Consider the following 21,909-nt stretch of genomic DNA (forward strand, 5'->3'; position numbering starts at 1 on the left):
CGGAGATCCCCATGTCCAGGATGCGTATCGCCACCCTCTCGACCACCGTGCTCGCGGCCTTCGCGGTCGGCGTCGGCGCGCCGGCCGTCACGTCGGCTCACGACTCGGCGGAGCAGAGCCGCCCGTTCAACCACTGCCAGCGCAGCTTCGCCGGCGCGGTCGAGGACTACCGGCAGACCACGTTCGACAAGGACGCAGACGGCTTCAACGACCTGCTGCACGACGACGTCTCGGCGATCTTCGCCGACGGCAGCACGCTGCTCGGCAAGGAGGCGACCGCCGGGTTCATCGAGAGCTTCTTCGCCGACGAGGAGTGGACGCAGACCCTCGACGTCGTCCACACCGAGGTCGAGGGCTGCCGCAGCGGCTTCGTCCTCTTCGACTCGGTCTACACGCCGTCGCCGTCCAGTGAGGGCGTGCCCCTGGCCATCGGCGTGACCTTCACCTTCGAGCGGGGCGAGTGGCTGGTGCTGCACAACCAGGACAGCGACGGCCCCGTCTCGTAGCGCCCGTCACTTGCGGCGGACGGCGTGACTTCGGCCAACTAGAACGCGTTATCGTCCTGGGACCCCGGGAGGAGCAACAACCATGCGCCGTCGTCACGCCGTCATCGCCGCTCTGGTCGCCGTCACAGCGCTGCTCGGCGCGACGGGTGGCGTCGTGACTGCGCCGGTCGGCCACGCCGAGGACGGCGGTAGTGGCGACCTGCCGGTCAGCTACAACTTCCTCCTCAGCGCGGTGACGGCGGGTGCGCAGGTCGACGCCGACCCGCCGGGTGGCAACGACTGGTCCTGCCGGCCCACCGCCCGGCACCCGCGGCCCGTCGTACTCGTGCACGGCACCGCCGGCAACAAGAACTCGAACTGGCAGACCTACTCGCCGCTGCTCGCCAACGAGGGCTACTGCGTCTTCGCGCTGACCTACGGCGTCCCCCCGGGCGCGCCGCCCGTCCAGGACCAGCTCGGAGGCATCACCGCCATGCAGGGCAGCGCCCGTCAGCTCAAGGCCTTCGTCGCCCGGGTCCTGCGGGCGACCGGCGCCAGCAAGGTCGACATCGTGGGGCACTCCCAGGGGACGTTGATCCCGGAGTACTACGTGAAGCTCCTCGGCGGAGCGAAGCACGTGAAGCGCTACATCTCGCTCGCGCCGCTCTGGCACGGCACCACGATCGCCAACTACTACCGCCTGCTCGCCAAGGTGTTCGGCGTGCCGGAGGACCAGATCCCGTTGTGCCAGGCGTGCGGGCAGTACGCGGCGACGTCGGACTTCATGCGCCGGCTCCGGGCGGGCGGGCTCGTGGTCGGCGACATCGAGTACACCAACATCATGACCAAGTACGACCAGCTGGTGGTCCCGTACAGCAGTGGCCGCGAGCCCGGGATGCGCAACGTCGTCGTGCAGGACCACTGCCGCACCGACTACTCCGAGCACTTCGAGATCGCGGCCGACCCGGTCGCCGCCCGGATCGTGCTGAACACCCTCGACCCGGCCCACAAGCGACCAGTTCCTTGCATGGTCGTGCTGCCCTTCATCGGACCGGTCGGCGGCCCCTAGCGGCCCGCTGAACATCGCACTCCTAGGCTCGGCGCCATGCCGCTGCCGTTCCGCCAGGTCAACGTCTTCAGCCCCGATCCCCTGCTCGGCAACCCGGTGGCCGTCGTCCACGACGCCGACGGGCTCAGCGCCGAGCAGATGGCGGCGTTCGCCCGTTGGACCAACCTGTCGGAAACGACATTCCTCCTGCGCCCGACCGACGCGACGGCCGACTACCGGCTGCGGATCTTCACCCCCCGCGGCGAGCTGCCGTTCGCGGGGCACCCGACGCTGGGTTCGGCGCACGCGTGGCTCGAGGCGGGAGGCATTCCGAAGGACGAGCGGCTGGTGCAGGAGTGCGGCGTCGGACTGGTGCGGCTCAGGCGCGCGGAGCGGATCGCCTTCGAGGCGCCCCCACTGATCCGGTCCGGCTCCGTCGACGACGACGACCTCGACCGGATCGCGGAGGCGCTGCGGATCGACCGCGCCGAGATCGTCGACAGCCAGTGGGTCGACAACGGTGCGCGATGGGTCGCCGTACGGGTCCGCGACGCCGAGGCGGTGCTGGCGCTCGCGCCCGACTTCGGTGCTTTCGCCGGTCTCGACATCGGTGTGGTCGGGCAGCGCCCGCCGGGCGGTGAGACGGCGGTGGAGGTCCGCGGCTTCGCACCGGACTTCGGGATCCCCGAGGACCCGGTCACCGGTTCGCTCAATGCCGGCCTGGCCCAGTGGCTGGTCGGCAACGGCGTGCTGCCGGCGTCGTACGTCGCCGCGCAGGGGACGGCGCTCGGTCGCGCCGGCCGGGTGCACGTCGACTCCGACGCTGACGGCACCATCTGGATCGGCGGCGCCACGGAGACCACGATCAGCGGAGCGGTCAGCCTCTGACGACCCGCACCCGGGTGCCGACCCGGCCGAAGTCACGGTGGCACTCGTAGTCGCCGGCGGCCATCCGCCTGGTCCTTTGGGGCCATTGCCGAGAGCGCGCCTGTATGGCATTTTCCGGATCGTCTTGCTCCAGACCGAAGGAATCGTCATGTCCAGTTCCCGTCAGACATCAGCTCTCAGCATCGCCACTCTCGCCATCGCCCTGCTCGCGCTCGTTGCGAGCATCGCCGGAGCGGCGTACGCCGTCACCACCGCACCCAAGAACTCCGTGATCACCAAGTCGATCAGGGACGGTGCGGTGACCTCGCCCAAGATCAGGAACGGGGCCATCGGCATCAACAAGCTCGCCGGCTCCACGATCAACAGGTTCCTCCCCGCGAGACGGAGCGTGCCGATCGAGGTGTTGGCGACCAACTGCGCCACGGGCGCGAGTCCCGGGTGCTCCGGCACCCTGGTGAAGTTCCCGGGCAATCCGCTCCGGTTCTCCTGCTCGAGCCCGGACGCGTTCTCGTCCACGATCAAGCTCGAGGGCACGGTGCCGGACAACGAGCGCGGTGTCTCCGGGAACTTCGTCAACTCGGACGGGAACGTCAATGCCATCACCGTCGCAGGTACGACCCCAGCCGTCGACGAGACGTACGGCACCTTCGGCCACGGCAGTGGCACGCTGATCCTGCGCAACGGAGCCGACGTCATCGGCACGATGACGTTCAGCGTGGCCGGGATCGCCGGGGGATCCATTCCGGGCGCGACCGGATCCACGTGCCGGATCTTCGGTTCCGCGGTCGTCTACTAGCGAGCGCGCGCCGGTGAGTGAAGTAGTCAGCCTCTGACGACCCGCACCCGGGTGCCGACCCGGCCGAAGTCCCAGAGCCGCGCGGAGAACTGCTGCGGCAGCCGGACGCAGCCGTGCGACGCCCGGAGGTTGGTCCCGACCATCCAGTCGGGGTGGATCTGGTTGCCGCTGGACATGTACCGCGGGATCCGGTGGAAGCCGATCCCGCAGGCCGCGAACCGGGTGAAGTTGTCGAGCCACAACCCGCCACCGGTCGCGGTGTTGCGGCGGATCTTCGCGGCCCGGCCGCAGTAGGACCCGACCCGCTTCCACCCGGTGCCCAGCTCGCCGGGGTTGTCGATCATCCCGCTCTGGCCGACCACGTTGCCACCCGCGGCCACGAGCCACACCCAGTTCTGGCGCTGGCTGATCACGATCCGGCGTCCCGTCCCGCTGCGCGGCGGCACCGGTCGTACGTCGCAGCGGTGCGCGCGGTCGCCGTACAGGGTGCGGGTGGTCGCGGTGTTGAGGTGGCCGGTCTGGGAGAGCCGGTGGCGGGACTGGAAGCGGACGACGGCCGACCGCGTCCACTCGCCCATCTGGCCGTCAGCGGGTCCGGAGCTGCACCCGAGCTGGTTGAGCCGACGCTGGGCACGCTCGACCGCGGGGCTGGCGTCCGCCGGCGCGGACGGCACCGCGGCCAGCACCAAGCCGGTGAGCAGTGCCAAGAGAGTGCGAAGCATGAGGAGGGCCCTTCCGAGAGGAAGTGTCTACCTCCGTGACGCGCCTGTCCTCACTTTGGTTGCGCAGGGCGGCAGGCGAGCTCAGCCCGGGATGACGTCGAGCGCGAGCCGGGTGGCCCGCTCCGTGCCGGACCAGGTGCCGTCGCTCGTGAGCTGGTCCTGGGTGTTGCCGGCGCTGAGGTAGGCGTCGATCCGGAAGGCGTCGTCGACCGGGTTCGCCGATCCGGCCGCGGCCAGCTCCGACTCGAGCAGGTCGAGCCACTCGCGCTTGAGGCGTCGTACGGCGTCGGCCACTGGTCCGCTCCGATGGCCGTACTCCACCGACGTCGCGGCGATGAAGCACCCGCCGGGGAACACGCCCGCCTTAAGGTAGGCGACCCACGAGCGCAGCAACGCCCGCAGCCGCGGGCCGCCGGCCGGCTCGGACCAGATCGGCGCCAGCACCTGCTCCTGGTAGATCCGGCGGGCCTCGGCCACGGCCGCCACCTGGATGGCTTCGCGACTGCCGAAGACGGTGAGGATGCCGCTCTTGCTGACGCCGGTGCGCTCGGACAGGGAGCCGACGGTGATCGAGTCGAGGCCGCTGACGGTCGCGATCATCGAGGCCTCCCGCGCCACCCGACGCCGGGTCACGTCGCCGCGGGCTCGGCGTCCGTCGGTGGTGGGGGTGTCGGTCGTCACGCGGTCCACCATACGCCAACAATAAGACCGACTGGACGTATAGGGGCAGACGGCGTACATTGAAACAATACGACCGATCGAACGTCTATCTTTGGGAGCTCACGGTGATCGACACCAGCGCCGGCGTCCTCGTCCGCAAGCGGGTCTATCTCGACGACCTCGACGGTTTCGGGATGCTGCACCACGCGCGGTTCGCGCTGCTCTTCGACAACGCGGTCATCGACTTCTGGGCCGACGCCGGCTGGCAGCTCGATCCCAGCGAGTCGGTCCTGGTCATCCGCGAGCTCAAGATGACTTACCACCAGCCGGTGGTCGGCCTCTCCGAGGTCGACGTCCACTTCTGGGTCGAGCGGGCCGGCCGCACCAGCGTCACCTATCGCTTCCAGGTGCTGTCGGCCGATCACACAGTGCTCCACGCCGACGGGCACCGGGTCGTGGTCAACCTCGACGGCCAGACGCTCCGACCGGCGCCGATCGGCGAGCGCGTGTGGGAGCTGGCCGCGCCGCTGCTGGCGCCCGGCGTGGAGCGGCCCGCTGCCTGATTCAGGCGTCGGATGCGTCCCAGGTCTCGCCGAGCACCTCGCGGTGCGTGGGCCGGGCCTCCTGGTGCACCTTGCGGCCCTCGTCGCTCAGGCACACGAAGATCGCCCGCCGGTCGTCGGTGCACATGCTGCGGTGGACGAGACCGTCGCTCTCGAGGCGGGCGACCGCGCGGGACAAGGCGCTCTGGCTGAGGTAGATGTCCGACGCCAGGTCGCTCATCCGGTAGCTGCCCTGGTTGGCGTCGACGAGACGGTCGAGGATCTCGAACTCGCTGAGGCCGATGCCGTGCTCGTGCTGCAGCGTCTTCTCGAGCGCGCAGCTGACCTTGGCGTGCCGGTCGAGCAGGGTGCGCCACTCGTCCACGACCGCACCAGGGGCCGGGGAGGACGCACGGGTGGGCATGGCCCGCATCTTAGCCGGGCCGATTAGTTTATGCAAACACATTAATTGCTCTTGCATTCAATGCACACGCATGGAAGTCTATTCTGCCATGACCACCACCTCTCCCCCCGCTCCTACCGGAGCCATCACCACCACCGGCTGGTCCCTCCGCGTCTGGGCGATGCTCATCACCCTCTGCATCGTGCTGTTCCTCGACGGTCTCGACGTGTCGATGATCGGCGTCGCGCTCCCGTCCATCGGCGCCGAGCTGGACCTCGGGACCTCCTCCCTGCAGTGGCTGATCAGCGGTTACGTCCTCGGGTACGGCGGCCTGCTGCTCCTCGGCGGCCGTACGGCGGACCTGCTCGGTCGCCGTCGCGTGTTCCTGATCGCGCTGGCCGTCTTCGCCGTCGCTTCGCTCGCCGGCGGCCTGGTCTCCAACGGACCGCTGCTCATCCTGACCCGCTTCGTGAAGGGTCTCGCGGCCGCGTTCACCGCGCCCACCGGCCTCTCGATCATCACGACCAACTTCGCCGAGGGCCCGGCGCGCAACAAGGCGCTGTCGATCTACACCGTGTTCGGTGCCGGCGGCTATTCCTTCGGCCTCGTGTTCGGCGGCCTGATGACCGGCGTCGGCTGGCGCTGGACGTTCCTGCTGCCGGTCCCGATCGCACTCGCCGCGCTGGTGTCGGCGTACCTCCTGCTCCCGAAGGACAAGCCTGCCGAGGAGGGCGGCCACGACATCTTCGGCGCGGTCTTCTCCACCGGTGCGATGCTCCTGCTCGTCTACACCGTGGTGAGCGCGCCCGAGGCCGGTTGGGGGTCCGCGCGGACGGTCCTGTCCTTCATCGGAGTGGCCGCGCTGGTCGCGGCGTTCATCGCGGTCGAGTCGCGGGTCCGCCACCCCCTGATCCGGCTCGGCATCCTGCGCAAGGTGTCGCTGGTGCGCGCCAGCCTGGCGATCGTCGCCCTCGGCGGGTCCTACTTCAGCTTCCAGTTCATCGCGACGCTGTACTTCCAGGACACCCTCGGCTGGAGCCCGCTGGAGCTCGCCCTGGCACTGCTGCCGGTCGGGCTGATGGTGACCGCGTCGGCGTTCTTCTCCGACCGGCTGGTCGAGCGGTTCGGGACCGGACCTGTCATCGCGGTGACGCTGAGCGTGATGGCGATCGGCTACCTCGCGTTCCTCCGCATCGACACGTCACCGTCGTACGTCGCGATGATCCTGCCTGCCGTGTTGCTGATCGGCGTCGGCTGGATCGGGTTCCCCGCCGTCAACATCCAGGCCACGAGCGGGATCGACGACCACGAGCAGGGACTGGCCGCCGGCGTCCTCCAGACCTCGATGCAGGTCGGCCCGGCACTGATCCTCGCGGTCACGACCGCGATGATCACGTCGGGCAGCCCGGCAACGACCCCGACCGAGGCGCTCGATGCGTTCCGTCCGGGCCTGGTGTTCGCCGGGGCAGTCGCGCTCGCCGGCGCGGTGGTCGCGATCCTCGGCCTCGCGCTCGCACGGGAGCGGACGGCGGACCCGACCACCGATCCGACCACCGATCCGACCGTCGACCCGTCCACCGATCCCACCACCGACGCCGACCCCGAGCCCGCGCTCGAGGCGGCCTGACCCACCGCACCCCACGGCGTCCGGTCGCAGTCGTCCCACGGCTGCGATCGGGCGCCGTCCGTCGTCCCGAGGTGCGTTACGTTCCGACCATGCAGTCGACCGTCCGAACGACCGTGTCCGACCCGATCGACGCCGTGTGGAAGGTGCTCGCCGACCACGAGGGGCTCAGCGACTGGGGCCCCGGGATCTCGGCCAGCCTGACCACCCCCGGTCGGGCCGAGCCCAACGGCGTCGGCGCGGTCCGGCGGATCAGCACGCCGCTGCCGGCGCCTGCCATCGTCGAGGAGGTCACCACCTTCGAGCCCGGACGGCGGCTGTCCTACAAGGCCCTGTCGGGCGTGCCGCTGCGCAACTACCGGTGCGACGTCGTGCTCGAGGAAGCCGGCGGCGGCACCGCCATCAGCTACACCGTGCTGGCCGACCAGCGGGTGCCGCTGGTCGAGAAGGCGCTGACCAAGGTGATCGCGGCGGGCCTGCTCAACGGGCTGGTGCGGGCCGTCAGGAAGGCCGACTGACCCTCGCCGTTGGTTTCACGATGCCGCCGTGGGCCCGTCATTCCGCTCCAGCATCGCCTTGAGCCGCGCCAGGTCCTTGGTGGTCGCGCGGCGCATCGCGGCCTCCATGACCGGCGCGGCGATCCGTCCGAACCCGGCGGGCGATCCGGCATTCTGCAGCGTCATCCGGGTGCTGCCGTCGGCAGGCTCCCAGGTGTAGGTGGTCCGCATCGGGAACGGCCCCTGCGCCGTCTCCATCACCAGGCGCCGGCCGGGGACCAGCTCGGTGACGCGATAGGTGTAGGACAACGTCCGCCCGAGGAAGCGGGCGATGAAGTCCATCTCCGAGCCGACCTTCACCGGCGGCTCCGTCCGCCACTCGACCGAGGTGATGCTGGCGTACCACTCGGGCGCGTTGCTCGGGTCGCCCGCGTACGCCGCCACCTCGGCCACGGGCCGCGCGATCGTGGTCTCCACGACGACGTCGACACCCACGGCACGAACCTACTCCGGGGAGGTCTCCCGACCGTCCGCGACCGTCGGACCACTGATGGGGAGCGGAGCTTGAGATCAAGCCAGGTGGCCTGGTCCGCCCTCGACGAGCAGTGAGTGCCCGACCTTCTCGACCCAGCGCCGCTGGGAGCGGGTCTCGACCGCCTCCGGGTGGTAGTGCGTCCGCACCCACGCGACGGCCTCGTCGGGACCGACGCCGCTGAGCACGGCGAGCACTGCCAAAGCCGTGCCGGTCCGGCCGCGACCGCCGGCGCACGCGACCTCGACCCGCTCGGTGGCGGCGCGGGTGTGCGCCGCAGTCAGCACGGCGACGGCGTCCTCCGCGGAGGCCGGCAGGTGGAAGTCGCGCCACCGCACCCAACGGCTCGGCCAGTCGGTGACCTGCGGGTCACGGCCGAGCAGGTAGACGGCGAACTCGGGAGCAGGCGCGCTGTCGCGCGGTCGCCGGATGCCGGTGCCGCATACGCGGCGGCCGTCAGGAAGCTCGACGACGCCGGGCGCCGCGGGCCACTCGCTCATCCGCCCAGGGTAGGGACTCGCCGGAGTGCCCTCAGGGGTGTCGGTGGCAACGCGGGCTTCGACCGGTGCAGCGAGGCGGCACACGTTGGGTTGCCCGCGTTCCCTAGCTCGCCCAGACGAAGCCGTCGGGGTCCGTGAACGACCCTGCTGTGCACCCGATGACGACCCGGTGCGACCCGGAGCCCTCGGCCGGGACCCCGGCGTCCTTCGCCGCGAACTTCCGCGAGTACAGGGCAAGCTTGATCGACCCTTCCGGGCTGGCGAACTCGGCGTACTTGCCGCCGAAGCTCTTCGCCACCTCGAGCCCTTGGTCGACGTAGAACCGCTTGGTCGCCTTCACGTCGTCGACCCCGAGCAGCAGCACGACCTCGTCGATGTCGCGCGTGGCCGGGCCGGTGTCCTTCTTGGCGGAGGTGGCGATCTTCCAGATCGTCCCGTCCGGCGCCTGGACGACGCCGCCCACGCCCCAGAACGACTTGGTGGCCGGCTTGAGCGTCGTCGCGCCGGCGGCAACAGCGGCGTCGACGAGCGCGTGGACGGTGCTGGGCTGCGCGACGACCAGCGAGATCGTGAAACCGCGGAACCCGCTGGTCGGGTCGTCGGACTCGCGGAAGTCGAGGGGGAGGTCGTCGCCGAAGGCGGACTTGTAGAAGTTGGCGGCGGCCTGGGTGTCGGCCACCTCGAGGGTGATGGTGTCGATGGAGTTCATGTCGATGACGCTAGGTCCGGCAGCACGGCGGCGGCTTCTTGATTCCTGCTCGATCGCGCCGCCGAGCGTCCGGGCAGAATTGCGCAACCAAAGGTTGCGTTCATTCCGGCTCTGCCGTAGATTGATGTGCAACCAAACGTTGCACGATCGAGGAGCAGGACATGGAGTACGGAACGATCGAGCGGGAGATCCACATCGAGGCGACTCCCGAGGTGGTCTACGAGGTCATCAGCACACCCGAGCACCTGCGGGAGTGGTGGCCGGACGAGGCCGAGCTCGACCCGACGCCCGGTGGCACGGGCGTGGTCTCGTTCGGCAAGCCCGGCGAGCCTCCCGCCCATGTGGAGGAGCTGACGGTGGTGGAGGCGGACCCGCCCCGGCGGTTCGCGTTCCGCTGGGTGTACGACGACGGCGTGACCCCGGCGGCGGACAACTCGCTCCTCGTCACCTTCGAGCTGTCCCCGTCGGGCGACGGGACGCTGCTGCGCTTCACGGAGTCGGGCTTCCGCGAGCGGGGCTGGGAGGTCGCCGTCCTCGAGGAGGCCTACCGCGACCACGCCACCGGATGGGACCACTTCCTCCCCCGCCTGGTGACCTACGCGGACCGGCTGGTGTCGCAGTCGTGAGCACCGCCATCGACGACGACCTGTGGTCGGCGGTCGGCGACCCGACCCGGCGCCGGATGCTCGACCTGCTGCTGGCCGCCGGCAGTGGTACGTCGACCTCGCTGAGCGGACAGCTCCCCGTGTCCCGACAAGCGGTGGCCAAGCACCTCGCCGTCCTCGAACGCGTCGGTCTGACCCGCGCCACACCGTCCGGGCGGGAGCGCCGCTACCAGGTCGACGAGGCCCAGCTCGCGCGCGCGGTCGCTCAGCTGTCATCCGTCGGCGATGCCTGGGACGCCCGCCTCAACCGGATCAAGCGCATCGCCGAGACGATCGAGCGCAACAAGAAGAACTGACTCCCCCGTCCATCACCCGACGATCCCCGCCACGCGAGTGGCGGGCCCCATGAAGCGCGCCCGAGAACCGGGCGTGCACCCACCCAGAGAGGTACCGCAATGTCTGACATCCTGCACCGGATCGGTGCCATGGCGTTCCCGGAGGACGTCTACGCAACCCTGACCACGACCGACGGGCTGGCCCGCTGGTGGACCGCGGACACCAAGGGCGACAGCGATCCCGGCGGCGTCGTCGCCTTCCGGTTCGGCGAAGCCGGCGGCTTCGACATGAAGGTGCTCGAGGCCCGGCCCTCCGAGCTCGTGCGGTGGGAGGTCGTCGACGGCCCCGAGGAGTGGATCGGCACCCAGATCCGGTTCGACCTCAAGCGCGAGGGCGAGTGGACGATCATCCTGTTCCGCCACGAGGGCTGGCGCGAGCAGGTCGAGTTCATGCACCACTGCAGCACCAAGTGGGCGACCTTCCTGATGAGCCTGAAGAGCCTGGTCGAGACCGGCCAGGGCCAGCCGGCGCCGTACGACGTCAAGGTCAGCAACTGGCACTAGGTCCAGTGAGCACACCCCGCCACGGGACTGGTCGTCTAGCCTCCGAGGGGTGATGATCCGACCCGCCGAGCTCGAGGCCATCCGGGATGGCGAGATCGACCTGGCGTTCCGACGCTGGGACCGGCCCAGAGTGAAGGTCGGCACCCGGTTGCGGACGGCCGTCGGGCTGCTCGAGGTCACCAGCGTCGAGCCGGTGCCGCTCTCGGCGCTCCGCGCCGATGACGCCAGACGATGCGGCGCGGCATCATTGGCGGCGCTCAAGAACGCCCTGTCCGTGCGCACGGACGGCCGCGTCTTCCGCGTGGGCCTGAGCTACGCCGGACCCGACCCGCGTGAGCGCCTGCGCGAGACCGTGCCCGCCCCCGACGAGCTGGCCGACATCATCGCCGGGCTCGACCGACTCGACGCCGCGTCGCCGATCGGGGCGTGGACCCGCGCCACCCTGCGGCTGATCGACACCAACCCCGAGGTGCGGGCGCCGGAGCTCGCCCTGGAGGTGGGACGGCCCACTCCGGAGTTCAAGCGCGACGTCCGCAAGCTCAAGGAGCGCGGGCTGACCGAGTCGCTCGCGATCGGCTACCGGCTGTCGCCGCGCGGTGAGGCGGTGCTCGACCACGAGGACGGTCCCCGCGAGCGCGCGCCCCGTCGGACGGGCACGCCGCTGCCGCGGACGATCGGCGCGCCGGCGACCCGCGCACTGCGCGCGGCCGACCTCCACACGGTGGAGGCGGTGAGCACCTGGACCCGGCGCGACCTGGCCGCCCTGCACGGGGTCGGGCCGATCGCGTTGGACCGGCTGGCCGCGGCACTGGCCGCGATCGGCCTCGACTACGCCGGCGAGCAACACGACTAGGCTGCACCGGCAACGGTCGCGCATCCTCGTCAGGAGGTAAGAGTGAAGCCACGCATCTTCCTCGGGTCGTCGGGTCACCAGGCGAAGCTCCTGGACTCGCTGACCCGCGGGCTCGAGCAGGTGGCCGACGTCGAGCCGTGGACCACGACGTTCAACCCCGGCACGTCGACGCTCGAGCGGCTCGTCGAGCTCACCCACCAGGTCGACTTCGCGGCGTTCGTCTTCGCGCAGGACGACTGGACGTCCCAGGGCGACGCGGCCGGACAAGCCTCACCGCGCGACAACGTGGTGTTCGAGGCGGGCCTGTTCGGCGGCGTCCTCGGCATGCGGCGGACGTTCATCCTCCACGCCAACGGCGCCAAGCTGCCCACCGACCTGCTCGGGCTGACCTGCGTGCGGTACGCCGGCACCACCCCGACTGAGATCAAGGCGATCAACCAGAAGCTCCGCCACGCGATCGAGACCGAGGGCCGGCTCGCCAGCATCGAGGGACTGTGGTGGCAGCACTCGCTGACCGTGCGCACGGAGCAGGAACCCTCGGCGGTGAGCCTGCTGCGGATCTCGCGGGCCCGCCACGGCGGGTTGGAGGTGAGCGGTCGCGCGTGGCAGGAGGACGGCACCCTGTCGACGCGCTACTGGAGCGAGGCGGCGAAGGAGATGACCGACCCATCGGGCGTCTTCTACTATTGGAACGGCGAGCGCCCCCGCCACCCGGATGCACCACAGCTCGAGGGCACCGGCCAGATCAGGCTCGAATCCGTCGACCGGGCCGCCGGCTACTGGACCACCCGGGCCGACTCCGACCCGACCCTCCGGGCGCGCACCTCCGGCGTCTACCTGCGGGCAGACCAGGAGGACCTGGCCATCCTGGACGGCAACGACCAGAAACGCCGCGCCGACCTGATCGGGGCGAAGCTCGAGGAGTGGCGGGCGATCGCCGGCTCCTGAGCCGTCAGCTCAGCTCCTGCGCACCGGTCGCAAGGGTCGCTCAGGCGGCGGTCAGGAGGACGACGAACGCCGCGAGCGCGCCGATCGCGGCCACCCCGTAGCAGAGCACCGCGGTGATCCGCTTGCTCTTGATCTGGAGCCCGTCGTAGAGCGTGTAGCGGAAACGGTGGGCACTGTGGACGAGGAGGACGACGAACATCCCGAGGAGGAAGAGGAAGGTCAACGGGTTGCCGACGACCGCAGCGAGGTGCTCGTGGTCGGGCGGGGAGATCCAGTCCAGGGGGAACGCGAAGGCGAACAGGAACACGAGCACCGGCAGGAACACCGCGGCCATCACGCCGCCGCCGCTGAACATCAGCCACACGAGCGGCTCGATCCGGCGCTTCAGGGGAGGGTGGGCGACTGTACTCATCGGGTCACCAGCCAGAGCACGAAGGCGGACACGACCGCCAGGCCGACGTACTGCGACGCGATGATCACGGCGGCGGGCGCCTTCTCGCCTCGGATCCGGACGTCCATCGCCTTCGGGGTGAGGCTGAACCAGGTCACCACGTGCAGCACCAGGAACGCGAACGCGATCAGGTTGATCGCCACCATCCACGGGGCCGCCGCCCAGTCGAGGAAGTCCTGGTACGCCGCGTCGCCGCGCCCCACGGCCGCGACGAGGACCAGCAGGAAGGCCACGAACCACGCGATGAAGAAGCTGCTCAGCTCCCGCATCACGAACACGAAGTAGGAGCGCTTCTTCGTCCACCACCACGTGGACATGGTGGGTCGGTGGACCCGCGGCTCGGTGACGTCCGGGGTCGTCATTGCAGGAACCTCGGCAGCACGAAAGCCTTGACGTTCTCCTTCGCGGCTTTCAGCTTGTAGCGCTGGATGGCGCCGGCGGGGTCGACGTGCTTGGGGCAGACCGTCGTGCACTCGCCGACGAAGGTGCAGCCCCAGACACCCTCGTGCTCGATGAGCACGTCGAGCCGTTCCCGCGCTCCGTGGTCCCGCGAGTCGAGGTCGTACCGCTCGGCCAGGGCGATCGCGGCGGGCCCCATGAACTCCGGGTCGAGCCCGTAGACGGGGCACGCGGCGTAGCAGAGCATGCAGTTGATGCACATGCTGAACTGCTTGTAGGCGTCGAGCTCCTCGGGCGTCTGGAGGTACTCGCCGTCGATCTCCGTCACGTCGTCGTCGCGGATGATCCACGGGCTGACCTTCGGCAGCTTCTGCATGAAGTCGTCGATGTCGACGACCAGGTCCCGGATGATCGGGAAGTTGGACAGCGGCTCCACTCGGATCGGGCCGGGCGCATAGTCGCTCAGGAACGTCGCGCAGGTCAGCTTGGGCTCGCCGTCGACGTTCATGCCGCAGCTGCCGCAGATGCCCATCCGGCAGGACCACCGGAACGACAGCGTGGTGTCCACCTCGTCCTTGACGTGGTTGAGCCCGTCGAGGACCGTCCACTCCCTGCGCAGGGGTACGTCGTACTCCTGGAGCTGTGGCTCGGAGTCGCCGTCGGGCCGGTACCTGGTGACCTCGAGCCGGATGCTGTCCTCGTTGCTGGCCATGGCTACCTTCCGTAGACCCGTTCGCCGGGGGGCCACCGCGTGATGGTCACCGGCATGGACTCGACCCGCGGGGTGCCGTCGCGGTGTCGGTAGACCAGCTGGTGCTTGAGAAACTGCTCGTCGTCGCGGTCGGGGAAGTCCGTGCGCTGGTGGGCACCGCGCGACTCCTCGCGCTGCAGGCCGGACTGGAGGATGCACTCGCCGATGTCAAGCATGTTGGCCAGCTCCAGGGCCGCGAGCAGCTCGGTGTTGAACGACCGGCTCGTGTCGGCGATCCCCACCCTCCCGATCCGCTGCTGGAGCTCGCGAAGGGTGTCGATGCCCTTGGCCATCTCGGGTCCGGTCCGGTAGATGCCGGCGGCGTCCTCCATCGTCGCCTGCAGCTCGCCGCGGATCGCCGCCATGCTCTCGCCTCCGGACTCCTTGCCCAGGAGGTCCCGCTCGAGCCGGCGCACCTCGTCGGCGGCCTGGGCCTCGATCACGCCCGGTGTCGGGCCCGCACTGCGGGCGAACTCCGCGGCGGCCCGGCCGGCGCGGGCGCCGAAGACCAGGCACTCCGGCAACGAGTTGGACCCGAGCCGGTTGGCGCCGTTGATGCTCACGCAGGCGGTCTCGCCCGCGGCGTAGAGCCCGCCGAGGGGGGTGGCGCCGTCGATGTCGGTGTGGACGCCGCCCATCATGTAGTGCACGACCGGGCGGACCGGGATCAGCTCGTGCACGGGATCGATCCGCTCGTACTTCAAGCAGAGCTCGCGCACGAACGGGAGCTTGGTGTCGATGAGGTCCGCGCCCAGGTGCCGCAGGTCGAGGTGGACGATCGGGCCCCACGGGGAGTCCGTCGTACGACCCTTCTCGACCTCGTGGACGAACGCCTGCGAGAGCCGGTCGCGCGGGCCGAGCTCCATGCTTCGCAGCTCCGGCGTCGGTGTCGGCTTGCCGAGGTCGTAGTCCTGGAGGTAGCGGTAGCCGTCCTTGTTGATCAACCACCCGCCCTCGGCGCGGGTGGCCTCGGTGATGAGGATCCCGGTGAACGGCAGCCCGGTCGGGTGGTACTGGACGAACTCCATGTCCTTGAGCGGCGCGCCCGCGCGGTAGGCGAGGCCCATGCCGTCGCCGGTGTTGATGTTGGCGTTGGTGGTGAACGGGAAGACCTTGCCGCAGCCACCGGTGGCGAGGATGACCGCCTTCGCGGTGACCGCCTGGATCTTGCCCGAGTAGAGCCCGATCCCGACCACACCGTGCACGCGGTCGTCGTCGTGCAGGAGGCGGGTCACGAACACCTCGTCGTAGCGTTTGACCTCGCGGTACTTCAAGGTCGTCTGGAACAGGGTGTGCAGCATGTGGAAGCCGGTCTTGTCGGCCGCGAACCAGGTCCGCTTCTTCTTCATGCCGCCGAACGGGCGGACGGCGACGCGGCCGTCGTCCTGTCGGCTCCACGGGCAGCCCCAGTGCTCGAGCTGCAGCAGCTCCCGAGGCGCCTCGTTGACGAACGCCTCGATGGCGTCCTGGTCGCCGAGCCAGTCGCTGCCCGAGATCGTGTCGTAGATGTGCTCGTCGATGCTGTCGTCGTCGGCGATGACGCCCGCCGCACCACCCTCGGCCGACACCGTGTGACTGCGCATCGGGTAGACCTTGGAGATCACTGCCACGTCGAGATCCGGGTCGGTCTCCGCGATCGCGATCGCCGCCCGCAGGCCTGCCGCGCCGCCGCCCACGATCAGGACATCGTGGGCGGCGCGTATCAGGCCTTCACTCACCTCGCAGCTCCTCGTCGAGAAGCACCTTCCCGTGGTGGTTCACGACCATGAAGTGGACGCTGCCGTCGTGGTACTCCTCCTTCGTGGTCCGACACCCGCAGGAGTAACGGCGATCCTCGGTGAAGAGGCCCTGGTGGTCCTCGGTCATCACGCTCTCGCCGTCGCGCTTCTTGCCGCATGGCGCGAGCCCGGTCTCGAAGCGGCTGACGGTGGTGGTCACGCTGCACCTCGCTCACGAAGGGGGCTGTTCGTTGTCAGGGTGCTCCCCTCCGGGCCGAATGTGAAGAGGTGATCGCGCGCCCGGCCGGATGTCTTCCCCTTCGACCCGGGTTGCGGGCATGCTCTGACGATGAGCCTTGACCCCGCGGAGACGAACCCCGATTTCTACAAGGTCATCTTCGAGAACGACCGGGTCCGGGTGCTGGAGTACCAGGACCAGCCGGGCGACGCGACGACGACGCACGCCCACCCCGACAGCGTGATGATCACACTCAGCTCGTTCCGCCGCCGTCTCGTGCACGGCGACGAGCAGCGTGACGTCGACCTCGAAACAGGCACCGTGCGTTGGCTCGACGCACAAGTGCACCGTGGCGAGAACATCGGCGACACCCCCAGCCACTCGATCTTCATCGAGCTCAAGGAAGGTGCGGGCGGCGAGGCCAAGGGGACACTCGGACCGTCGTGACGATCGACGGTGCTAGCCCGCCGCGATCTGCTCTGTCCAGGTCCTGCCGGACGTGGGTCGTCCCTTCGTGCAACCGATGGGCGGGTGTGTGCGTCAGTCCTACTACGACCACATCCGCATCGTGAGGAGCAGGAATGCCGGACGGGACCAGGGGTCAGCGGGAGCGCGGCCATGGGCAGGAGCAGTACGTCATCGAAGGCGAGGGATCGGTGGGCGCCGACCGGGCTGTGAGCGCGGCCGAGGCGGCACCGCCGTTCCGCTTCTCGCGGGTCGGGCCCCGGGGCAAGCGCCTCGACTCGAGGGTCCGGAGCAAGGTCGCGCGCGCGATGACCACCGGACGCCAGCGGGACGGGAGGATCCCTGCGGGCTACACCTACTTGGGGCAGTTCGTCGACCACGACCTCACCTTCGACGCCACGACGGTGGCGCTCGGCGAGAACATCACACCCGCCGACCTGCTGCAGGGGCGGTCGCCGACCCTCGACCTCGACAGCCTCTACGGCTTCGGTCCCGACGACGAGGTGTCCCAGAAGTTCTACGCGGACGACCGGACCCACCTCGAGGTCGGCACCACGACCAGGATCGGCAACCTCGTCGCCCGGGAGGGGTTCGACGTACCCCGGGTGGGGACGGGCACCCGGCCCCGGCGGGCGAACATCCCCGATTCTCGAAACGACGAGAACCTAGCCGTCGCCCAGCACCACGCGGCCTTCATCCGGTTCCACAACCGCGTCGTGGACAAGCTGCCCGCATCGGTGCCGGCGGCCGACCGGTTCCAGAGGGCACGGCGGGTCGTCGTCCTCCACTACCAGTGGATGCTGAAGACCGACTACCTGCCGCGGATCGTCGATCCCGCAATAGTCACCGACGTGTTCACCAACGGACGGAGGGTCTTCGAGGTCGGCGCCGATCCGTTCGCGATGCCGACGATGCCGGTGGAGTTCTCGGTGGGCGCGTTCCGGCTGGGGCACTCGATGATCCGCGAGTCCTACGACTGGAACGCGGAGTTCCCTGACGGTGCGGGCTCGCTGTTCCTCCTCTTCGACTTCTCGCGCACCAGCGGGACCTTGGGCGGGTTCCCGACGCTGCCGAGCAACTGGATCGCCGATTGGCGCCGCCTCTACCGGTTCAGCCAGATCGACCGCCCGGACCTCGACCCGCCGGCCGGGGAGTTCAACAACGCCCGGCGCATCGACACCGCGCTGGTCGACCCGCTCGCCGACCTACCGCTCGGTTCGTTCGGTGGGGAAGACGGAGACGCCGGGACGCTGCGGGCGAACCTTGCCTTCCGCAACCTCACCCGGGCCGCGATGCTCAGGCTGGCCAGCGGCCAGCAGCTGGCCGACTTCATGACGGCACGAGGTGTGCCCATCGCCAAGCTCACCGCAGACCAGATCCGTGACGGGCTGAACGGCGCTGACCTGTCCGCTCTCACCCCGGCCCAGCTGTCCGCGTTCCTCACCGACACACCGCTCTGGTTCTACGTGCTGCGCGAGGCCGAGCTCAACAACGGCCGGCTGACCGGGGTTGGGGGCAGGTTGGTCGTCGAGACGTTCCACCGGGCGATGGAGGGCAGCAGGAACTCGATCGTGCGCAACCCCGCGTGGCGGCCGAGGATCGGTCCGGTGGCCGAGCGGTTCGGGATGGTCGACCTGCTGGTCTTCGCGTTCCAGAACAAGAAGTCCCTGCTCGCACCGCTGGGCGACTGACCGGTCGACCTACCCGGCCACGAAAACGGCCCACGTGATCAGCCGGCCAGCCATGTTCGGAGTATTCCGGGTGAGGCAAGAGCCGACACACCGCGACGCGCTGCGTCCTCAGCCGGTGTAGCTGGTCCACACGGGGTCGGTCAGGAGCTCCTTGACGTGCTCGACGGTCAACGCCGGCTGGTCGGCGGGGTCGTGCTGGGTGTCGGGCCGGTCGTCCCGCGTGCCTTCGCCGACGTAGATCTCGACGTGGCCGCCGTCGGGACCGACGAGGGTGGCCAGGATGTAGGACTTGTCCGTCGGTTCGTCCTGGCCGTTGACGACCGTCGCCTCGACCTTCTCGGTGATGACACCGACCAGGTTGCCTTCGTCGTCGCGGATCTCTTCGCACGTGATCGCGGGGTCGCAGGCCTCGACCGTCTGCATCGGCTCCCAGGTGGCGCAGAGCGTGATGGTGCCGTCGTCATTCGGCATCGGCTCGACCGCCGGCGCGGGAGGCGGGAGGAGCCGCACCGATGCGAAGTCGGGATCAGCCGCCTCGACCAGGTTGCCGCTCCAGATGCCGACGGACGCGTCCTCGGTCTTGCCGATGGTCATGGCCCGGGGCAGCCGGTCCGCCAGCGTGGCGGTGACCTGGTCGGCCGGCATGTCCCACCAGCCGGCGGGGCGGACGCGACAGCCGTTGTCGTCGATGACGTCACTCTTCGATCCGGTCGGGTCGGCCTTCGGGGAGGGGCTGGGCTCGTCGCCGTAGCCCGGATCCGTGGCTCCGCCACCCGGCTCGGTGCCGGTGCCCTGGGTCAGCGGATATCCGAGGGCACCGGCGGCAGCGATCACGGCCACCCCACCAGCGGCGTAGCCGACGCGCCGATGGGTGCGGTGCCGCCGTGCCTTCGCCATCACGCCGTTCGTGACGTCGGGCGCACGGAGACCTCCGACCGCGCGGTCCATCCGGTCTCGCAGGCCGATGTTGTCGTCGATGTCGAACATGGTCGTCTCCTCGAAGTGGCCGGTCACGCCACGGGGTTGGGGCTGGACGGGTGGGATGTCGTGGGATCGGGGGCGTCGTCGCCGAGCAGGTCGCGGAGCAGCCGTAGGCCGCGCAGGCAACGGTTCTTGACGGCCGCCTCGGTGAGACCCAGGTCGGCGGCGGTCGCCGCGACGCTCTGGTCGTTCCAGTAGCGCAGCACGACCGCGGCCCGGTCGAGCGGAGCCAGCTCGGCCAGCGCCGCCATCAGCGTCAGTCGCTCGACGGGGTCCACCGGCTCGCGCGCCGGCGGCTCGGGTGTCCGGTCGACCGGCAGCTCCCCGCTGCGGCGGAGCCGGCGCTCACTCAGGAACGACTTGATCAGGATGCCGTGGGCATAGGCGACCGGGTCGTTGGCGGCACGCAGCCGTCGCCATCCGACGTACACCTTGGTGAGGGTGGTCTGCAGCAGGTCTTCGGCGGCGTGCGGCGAGGTGGTGAGCAGGTAGGCGCTGCGGTAGAGCTGGTCCGATCGTGCGGCCACGAACTCGGTGAACTCCGCGTCGTCGCGGGCACTGCGTCGCAATGGTCCTCCTCGGTGGGTTCACGCTGAAGACGCGCCGTACCAAGGATCCGGTCTCAACCGATCTGGTGCACGAGAACGGCCGGTCAGTCTCCGAGGTGCGCCCGCTCGGCGCCGATCGTGGTGTCGTCGCCGTGACCGGTGTGCACGACCGTGTCGTCGGGGAGCGCGAACAGCTTGGCGCTGATCGACGCCTCCAGGGTGGGTAGGTCGCTGAACGAGCGACCGGTCGCGCCCGGGCCACCCTGGAACAGGGTGTCGCCGGTGAACACGCAACCCAGGTCGGGCGCGTGCAGGCAGACCGCACCCGGTGCGTGGCCCGGGGTGTGCAGCACGGTCAACGTCGTACCGGCCACATCGATCTTCATGCCGTCGGAGAGGTCGACGTCCCACAGGTGGCCGTCGACGGCATCGGGGCCACCATGGGTGAGCTCCCACAGTGGCCGGTCGTCGGGGTGGAGCAGGATCGGCGCCCCTGATCCGTCGTTGGCCCGTTCGCGCAGTGCCGGTGCCACCCGCACGTGGTCGTCGTGGGCGTGGGTGCACACGATCGCCCTGATCCGGCGATCCCCGACGACGGCGAGGATGTCGTCGACCGAGTGCGGTGCGTCGATGACGACGCACTCGCTGTCGTCGCCGACGACCCAGATGTTGTTGTCGACGTCGAAGGTCTCGCCGTCGAGGCTGAAGGTGCCGCTGCTGACAGCGTGGTCGACCCGGAGGCCGCTCGAGGGGCCGGCCATCAGAGGACGACGACCGAGCGCAGGACGTCGCCGTGGTGCATCCGCTCGAACGCCGCCTCCACGTCACTGAGCCCGATCTCCTCGCTGACGAAGGCGTCGAGATCGAGCCGACCCTGCAGGTAGAGGTCGACCAACATGGGGAAGTCGCGGCTGGGCAGGCAGTCGCCGTACCAGCTGGACTTCAGCGCGCCGCCGCGGCCGAACACGTCGATGAGCGGGATGTCGGGGACCTTCATGTCCGGCGTCGGTACGCCGACCAGGACCAGGGTGCCGGCAAGGTCGCGGGCGTAGAACGCTTGTTGCCAGGTCTCCGGGCGCCCGACCGCCTCGACGACCACGTCGGCGCCGTCGGCGCCCTCGTAGGTCTCCGCGCAGATCCGCTTGATCTCCGTGACCGGGTCCAGCCCGGACAGGGGCGAGGAGTCGATGGTGTGGGTAGCGCCCATCTTCTTCGCTGTCTTCAGCTTCTTGGCGTCGATGTCGACCGCGATGATCGGGCTCGCGCCCGCCAGCGCTGCGCCGGCGATGGCTGCGACGCCTACGCCGCCGCAGCCGATGACCGCGATGCTGCGACCCCGGGTCACGGCGCCGGTGTTGATCGCAGCACCGATGCCGGCCATCACGCCGCACCCGAGCAGGCCCACGGCGGCGGGTCGGGCCGCCGGGTCGACCTTCGTGCACTGGCCCGCAGCGACCAGCGTCTTCTCCGCGAACGCACCGATGCCCAGCGCCGGCGACAGCTCCGTACCGGCGTCCGGTCCCTCGGCCAGTGTCATCCTCTGCTGCGCGTTGTGGGTCGCGAAGCAGTAGTGGAGATCGCCGCGCTTGCAGGCGCGGCACTCGGCGCACACCGCGCGCCAGTTGAGGACGACGAAGTCGCCCGGCGCCACACCCGTGACGTCCGGGCCGACGGCCTCGACGATCCCCGAGGCCTCGTGTCCCAGCAGGAAGGGGAACTCGTCGTTGATGCCGCCCTCGCGGTAGTGCAGGTCGGTGTGGCAGACCCCGCAGGTCAGCACCTTCACCACCGCCTCGCCCGGGCCCGGGTCCGGGACGTTGATGGTCACGATCTCGACCGGGGCTCCCTTTGCGCGGGCGACGACCGCCCGGACCTGCTGCATGCGACTGGTCTCCTCTGTGGCTGACGACGAACCATCGAGTGCATCAACCTAGGCGCAACCGACTGGTCGGCGCG

29 protein-coding genes are annotated in these 21,909 nt (G+C 69.8%); 14 read left to right on the forward strand and 15 right to left on the reverse strand.

The features are described from left to right. Positions 1-11 precede the first annotated feature (11 nt). From SHK19_RS21655 to SHK19_RS21670, 4 genes are all read left to right on the forward strand, one after another. A complete protein-coding gene (locus SHK19_RS21655; RefSeq protein WP_322937434.1) occupies positions 12-506 on the forward strand; it encodes a nuclear transport factor 2 family protein in 495 nt (164 codons plus the stop codon). A gap of 82 nt (positions 507-588) precedes the next feature. Continuing rightward, positions 589-1,554, forward strand: coding sequence for an esterase/lipase family protein (locus SHK19_RS21660; RefSeq protein WP_322937435.1), 966 nt, complete (start codon positions 589-591; stop codon positions 1,552-1,554). Positions 1,555-1,590: 36 nt separating this feature from the next. Continuing rightward, the gene (locus SHK19_RS21665) at positions 1,591-2,421 is read left to right on the forward strand and encodes a PhzF family phenazine biosynthesis protein (protein WP_322937436.1); all 831 of its coding nucleotides are present in this window, start codon (positions 1,591-1,593) and stop codon (positions 2,419-2,421) included. Between the two features lie 148 nt (positions 2,422-2,569). Beyond that, positions 2,570-3,217, forward strand: coding sequence for a hypothetical protein (locus tag SHK19_RS21670; protein ID WP_322937437.1), 648 nt, complete (start codon positions 2,570-2,572; stop codon positions 3,215-3,217). A 26-nt stretch (positions 3,218-3,243) separates the two neighbouring features. Here the strand turns inward: SHK19_RS21670 and SHK19_RS21675 are convergent, their stop codons facing one another. Together SHK19_RS21675 and SHK19_RS21680 are read right to left on the reverse strand one after the other, a co-directional pair. Beyond that, positions 3,244-3,939 carry a peptidoglycan-binding domain-containing protein gene (locus tag SHK19_RS21675; RefSeq protein WP_322937438.1) on the reverse strand — a complete coding sequence of 232 codons (696 nt, stop codon included), beginning with the start codon at positions 3,937-3,939 and terminating at the stop codon, positions 3,244-3,246. 81 nt (positions 3,940-4,020) lie between these two features. Then, positions 4,021-4,620, reverse strand: a complete 600-nt coding sequence (locus SHK19_RS21680; protein ID WP_322937439.1) for a TetR/AcrR family transcriptional regulator — start codon at positions 4,618-4,620, stop codon at positions 4,021-4,023. 104 nt (positions 4,621-4,724) lie between these two features. Here SHK19_RS21680 and SHK19_RS21685 point away from each other — a divergent pair, with 104 nt between their 5' ends. Beyond that, the gene (locus SHK19_RS21685) at positions 4,725-5,162 is read left to right on the forward strand and encodes an acyl-CoA thioesterase (protein ID WP_322937440.1); all 438 of its coding nucleotides are present in this window, start codon (positions 4,725-4,727) and stop codon (positions 5,160-5,162) included. A 1-nt stretch (position 5,163) separates the two neighbouring features. Here the strand turns inward: SHK19_RS21685 and SHK19_RS21690 are convergent, their stop codons facing one another. Continuing rightward, a complete protein-coding gene (locus SHK19_RS21690; RefSeq protein WP_322454314.1) occupies positions 5,164-5,565 on the reverse strand; it encodes a MarR family transcriptional regulator in 402 nt (133 codons plus the stop codon). 88 nt (positions 5,566-5,653) lie between these two features. Between SHK19_RS21690 and SHK19_RS21695 the strand changes: the two genes are divergently transcribed. Next, on the forward strand, positions 5,654-7,171 hold the full coding sequence (locus tag SHK19_RS21695; protein ID WP_322454313.1) for an MFS transporter: 1,518 nt from the start codon (positions 5,654-5,656) through the stop codon (positions 7,169-7,171). 89 nt (positions 7,172-7,260) lie between these two features. Next, positions 7,261-7,686 carry an SRPBCC family protein gene (locus SHK19_RS21700; protein ID WP_322937441.1) on the forward strand — a complete coding sequence of 142 codons (426 nt, stop codon included), beginning with the start codon at positions 7,261-7,263 and terminating at the stop codon, positions 7,684-7,686. Between the two features lie 15 nt (positions 7,687-7,701). On the opposite strand, the gene SHK19_RS21705 is transcribed toward SHK19_RS21700, so the two are convergent. From SHK19_RS21705 to SHK19_RS21715, 3 genes are all read right to left on the reverse strand, one after another. Then, positions 7,702-8,160 carry an SRPBCC family protein gene (locus tag SHK19_RS21705; RefSeq protein WP_322937442.1) on the reverse strand — a complete coding sequence of 153 codons (459 nt, stop codon included), beginning with the start codon at positions 8,158-8,160 and terminating at the stop codon, positions 7,702-7,704. 75 nt (positions 8,161-8,235) lie between these two features. Further along, positions 8,236-8,697, reverse strand: a complete 462-nt coding sequence (locus SHK19_RS21710; RefSeq protein WP_322937443.1) for a protein-tyrosine phosphatase family protein — start codon at positions 8,695-8,697, stop codon at positions 8,236-8,238. 103 nt (positions 8,698-8,800) lie between these two features. Beyond that, positions 8,801-9,406, reverse strand: a complete 606-nt coding sequence (locus SHK19_RS21715; RefSeq protein ID WP_322937444.1) for a glyoxalase — start codon at positions 9,404-9,406, stop codon at positions 8,801-8,803. Between the two features lie 161 nt (positions 9,407-9,567). Here SHK19_RS21715 and SHK19_RS21720 point away from each other — a divergent pair, with 161 nt between their 5' ends. The 5 genes from SHK19_RS21720 to SHK19_RS21740 all read left to right on the forward strand — a co-directional run bounded on the left by SHK19_RS21720 (position 9,568) and on the right by SHK19_RS21740 (position 12,711). Then, positions 9,568-10,032, forward strand: coding sequence for an SRPBCC family protein (locus tag SHK19_RS21720; protein WP_322937445.1), 465 nt, complete (start codon positions 9,568-9,570; stop codon positions 10,030-10,032). After that, positions 10,029-10,367 carry an ArsR/SmtB family transcription factor gene (locus tag SHK19_RS21725; RefSeq protein ID WP_322937446.1) on the forward strand — a complete coding sequence of 113 codons (339 nt, stop codon included), beginning with the start codon at positions 10,029-10,031 and terminating at the stop codon, positions 10,365-10,367. Before SHK19_RS21720 ends, SHK19_RS21725 begins: the two co-directional genes overlap by 4 nt. Positions 10,368-10,466: 99 nt before the next feature. Next, positions 10,467-10,910, forward strand: a complete 444-nt coding sequence (locus tag SHK19_RS21730; protein WP_322937447.1) for an SRPBCC family protein — start codon at positions 10,467-10,469, stop codon at positions 10,908-10,910. Between the two features lie 49 nt (positions 10,911-10,959). Beyond that, positions 10,960-11,763, forward strand: coding sequence for a hypothetical protein (locus SHK19_RS21735; protein ID WP_322937448.1), 804 nt, complete (start codon positions 10,960-10,962; stop codon positions 11,761-11,763). Positions 11,764-11,805: 42 nt separating this feature from the next. Next, positions 11,806-12,711, forward strand: a complete 906-nt coding sequence (locus SHK19_RS21740; protein ID WP_322454304.1) for a TIR domain-containing protein — start codon at positions 11,806-11,808, stop codon at positions 12,709-12,711. A gap of 40 nt (positions 12,712-12,751) precedes the next feature. Here the strand turns inward: SHK19_RS21740 and frdD are convergent, their stop codons facing one another. From frdD to SHK19_RS21765, 5 genes are read right to left on the reverse strand one after another with little or no spacing between them, the layout of a single operon-like run. Continuing rightward, positions 12,752-13,123: a fumarate reductase subunit FrdD gene (gene frdD, locus SHK19_RS21745; protein WP_322454303.1), complete on the reverse strand. Its 372-nt coding sequence runs from the start codon at positions 13,121-13,123 to the stop codon at positions 12,752-12,754. After that, a complete protein-coding gene (locus tag SHK19_RS21750; RefSeq protein ID WP_322937449.1) occupies positions 13,120-13,524 on the reverse strand; it encodes a fumarate reductase subunit C in 405 nt (134 codons plus the stop codon). The genes frdD and SHK19_RS21750 overlap by 4 nt, the downstream gene beginning before the upstream one ends. Beyond that, a complete protein-coding gene (locus SHK19_RS21755; protein WP_322454301.1) occupies positions 13,521-14,273 on the reverse strand; it encodes a succinate dehydrogenase/fumarate reductase iron-sulfur subunit in 753 nt (250 codons plus the stop codon). The genes SHK19_RS21750 and SHK19_RS21755 overlap by 4 nt, the downstream gene beginning before the upstream one ends. A gap of 2 nt (positions 14,274-14,275) precedes the next feature. After that, the gene (gene frdA, locus SHK19_RS21760) at positions 14,276-16,030 is read right to left on the reverse strand and encodes a fumarate reductase (quinol) flavoprotein subunit (RefSeq protein WP_322937450.1); all 1,755 of its coding nucleotides are present in this window, start codon (positions 16,028-16,030) and stop codon (positions 14,276-14,278) included. Continuing rightward, the gene (locus SHK19_RS21765) at positions 16,023-16,250 is read right to left on the reverse strand and encodes a hypothetical protein (RefSeq protein WP_118925851.1); all 228 of its coding nucleotides are present in this window, start codon (positions 16,248-16,250) and stop codon (positions 16,023-16,025) included. The genes frdA and SHK19_RS21765 overlap by 8 nt, the downstream gene beginning before the upstream one ends. A gap of 129 nt (positions 16,251-16,379) precedes the next feature. On the opposite strand from SHK19_RS21765, the gene SHK19_RS21770 reads away from it, so the two are divergent. Next, complete coding sequence (locus SHK19_RS21770) at positions 16,380-16,715, forward strand: cupin domain-containing protein (RefSeq protein WP_322937451.1); 336 nt, start codon at positions 16,380-16,382, stop codon at positions 16,713-16,715. Between the two features lie 134 nt (positions 16,716-16,849). Continuing rightward, entirely contained in the window at positions 16,850-18,424 is a 1,575-nt protein-coding gene (locus SHK19_RS21775) for a peroxidase family protein (RefSeq protein ID WP_322937452.1), read from the forward strand. Positions 18,425-18,532: 108 nt separating this feature from the next. Here SHK19_RS21775 and SHK19_RS21780 read toward each other — a convergent pair whose 3' ends face one another. The 4 genes from SHK19_RS21780 to SHK19_RS21795 all read right to left on the reverse strand — a co-directional run bounded on the left by SHK19_RS21780 (position 18,533) and on the right by SHK19_RS21795 (position 21,835). Beyond that, complete coding sequence (locus tag SHK19_RS21780) at positions 18,533-19,438, reverse strand: hypothetical protein (protein WP_322937453.1); 906 nt, start codon at positions 19,436-19,438, stop codon at positions 18,533-18,535. After that, entirely contained in the window at positions 19,435-19,974 is a 540-nt protein-coding gene (locus SHK19_RS21785) for a SigE family RNA polymerase sigma factor (RefSeq protein WP_322454296.1), read from the reverse strand. Before SHK19_RS21785 ends, SHK19_RS21780 begins: the two co-directional genes overlap by 4 nt. Before the next feature lie 83 nt (positions 19,975-20,057). Further along, entirely contained in the window at positions 20,058-20,714 is a 657-nt protein-coding gene (locus tag SHK19_RS21790) for an MBL fold metallo-hydrolase (RefSeq protein ID WP_322454295.1), read from the reverse strand. Continuing rightward, entirely contained in the window at positions 20,714-21,835 is a 1,122-nt protein-coding gene (locus tag SHK19_RS21795; protein ID WP_322937454.1) for an S-(hydroxymethyl)mycothiol dehydrogenase, read from the reverse strand. The genes SHK19_RS21790 and SHK19_RS21795 overlap by 1 nt, the downstream gene beginning before the upstream one ends. Positions 21,836-21,909: the final 74 nt, after the last annotated feature.

It is taken from the genome of Nocardioides bizhenqiangii (assembly GCF_034661235.1).
Classification (GTDB): Bacteria; Actinomycetota; Actinomycetes; order Propionibacteriales; family Nocardioidaceae; genus Nocardioides; species Nocardioides bizhenqiangii.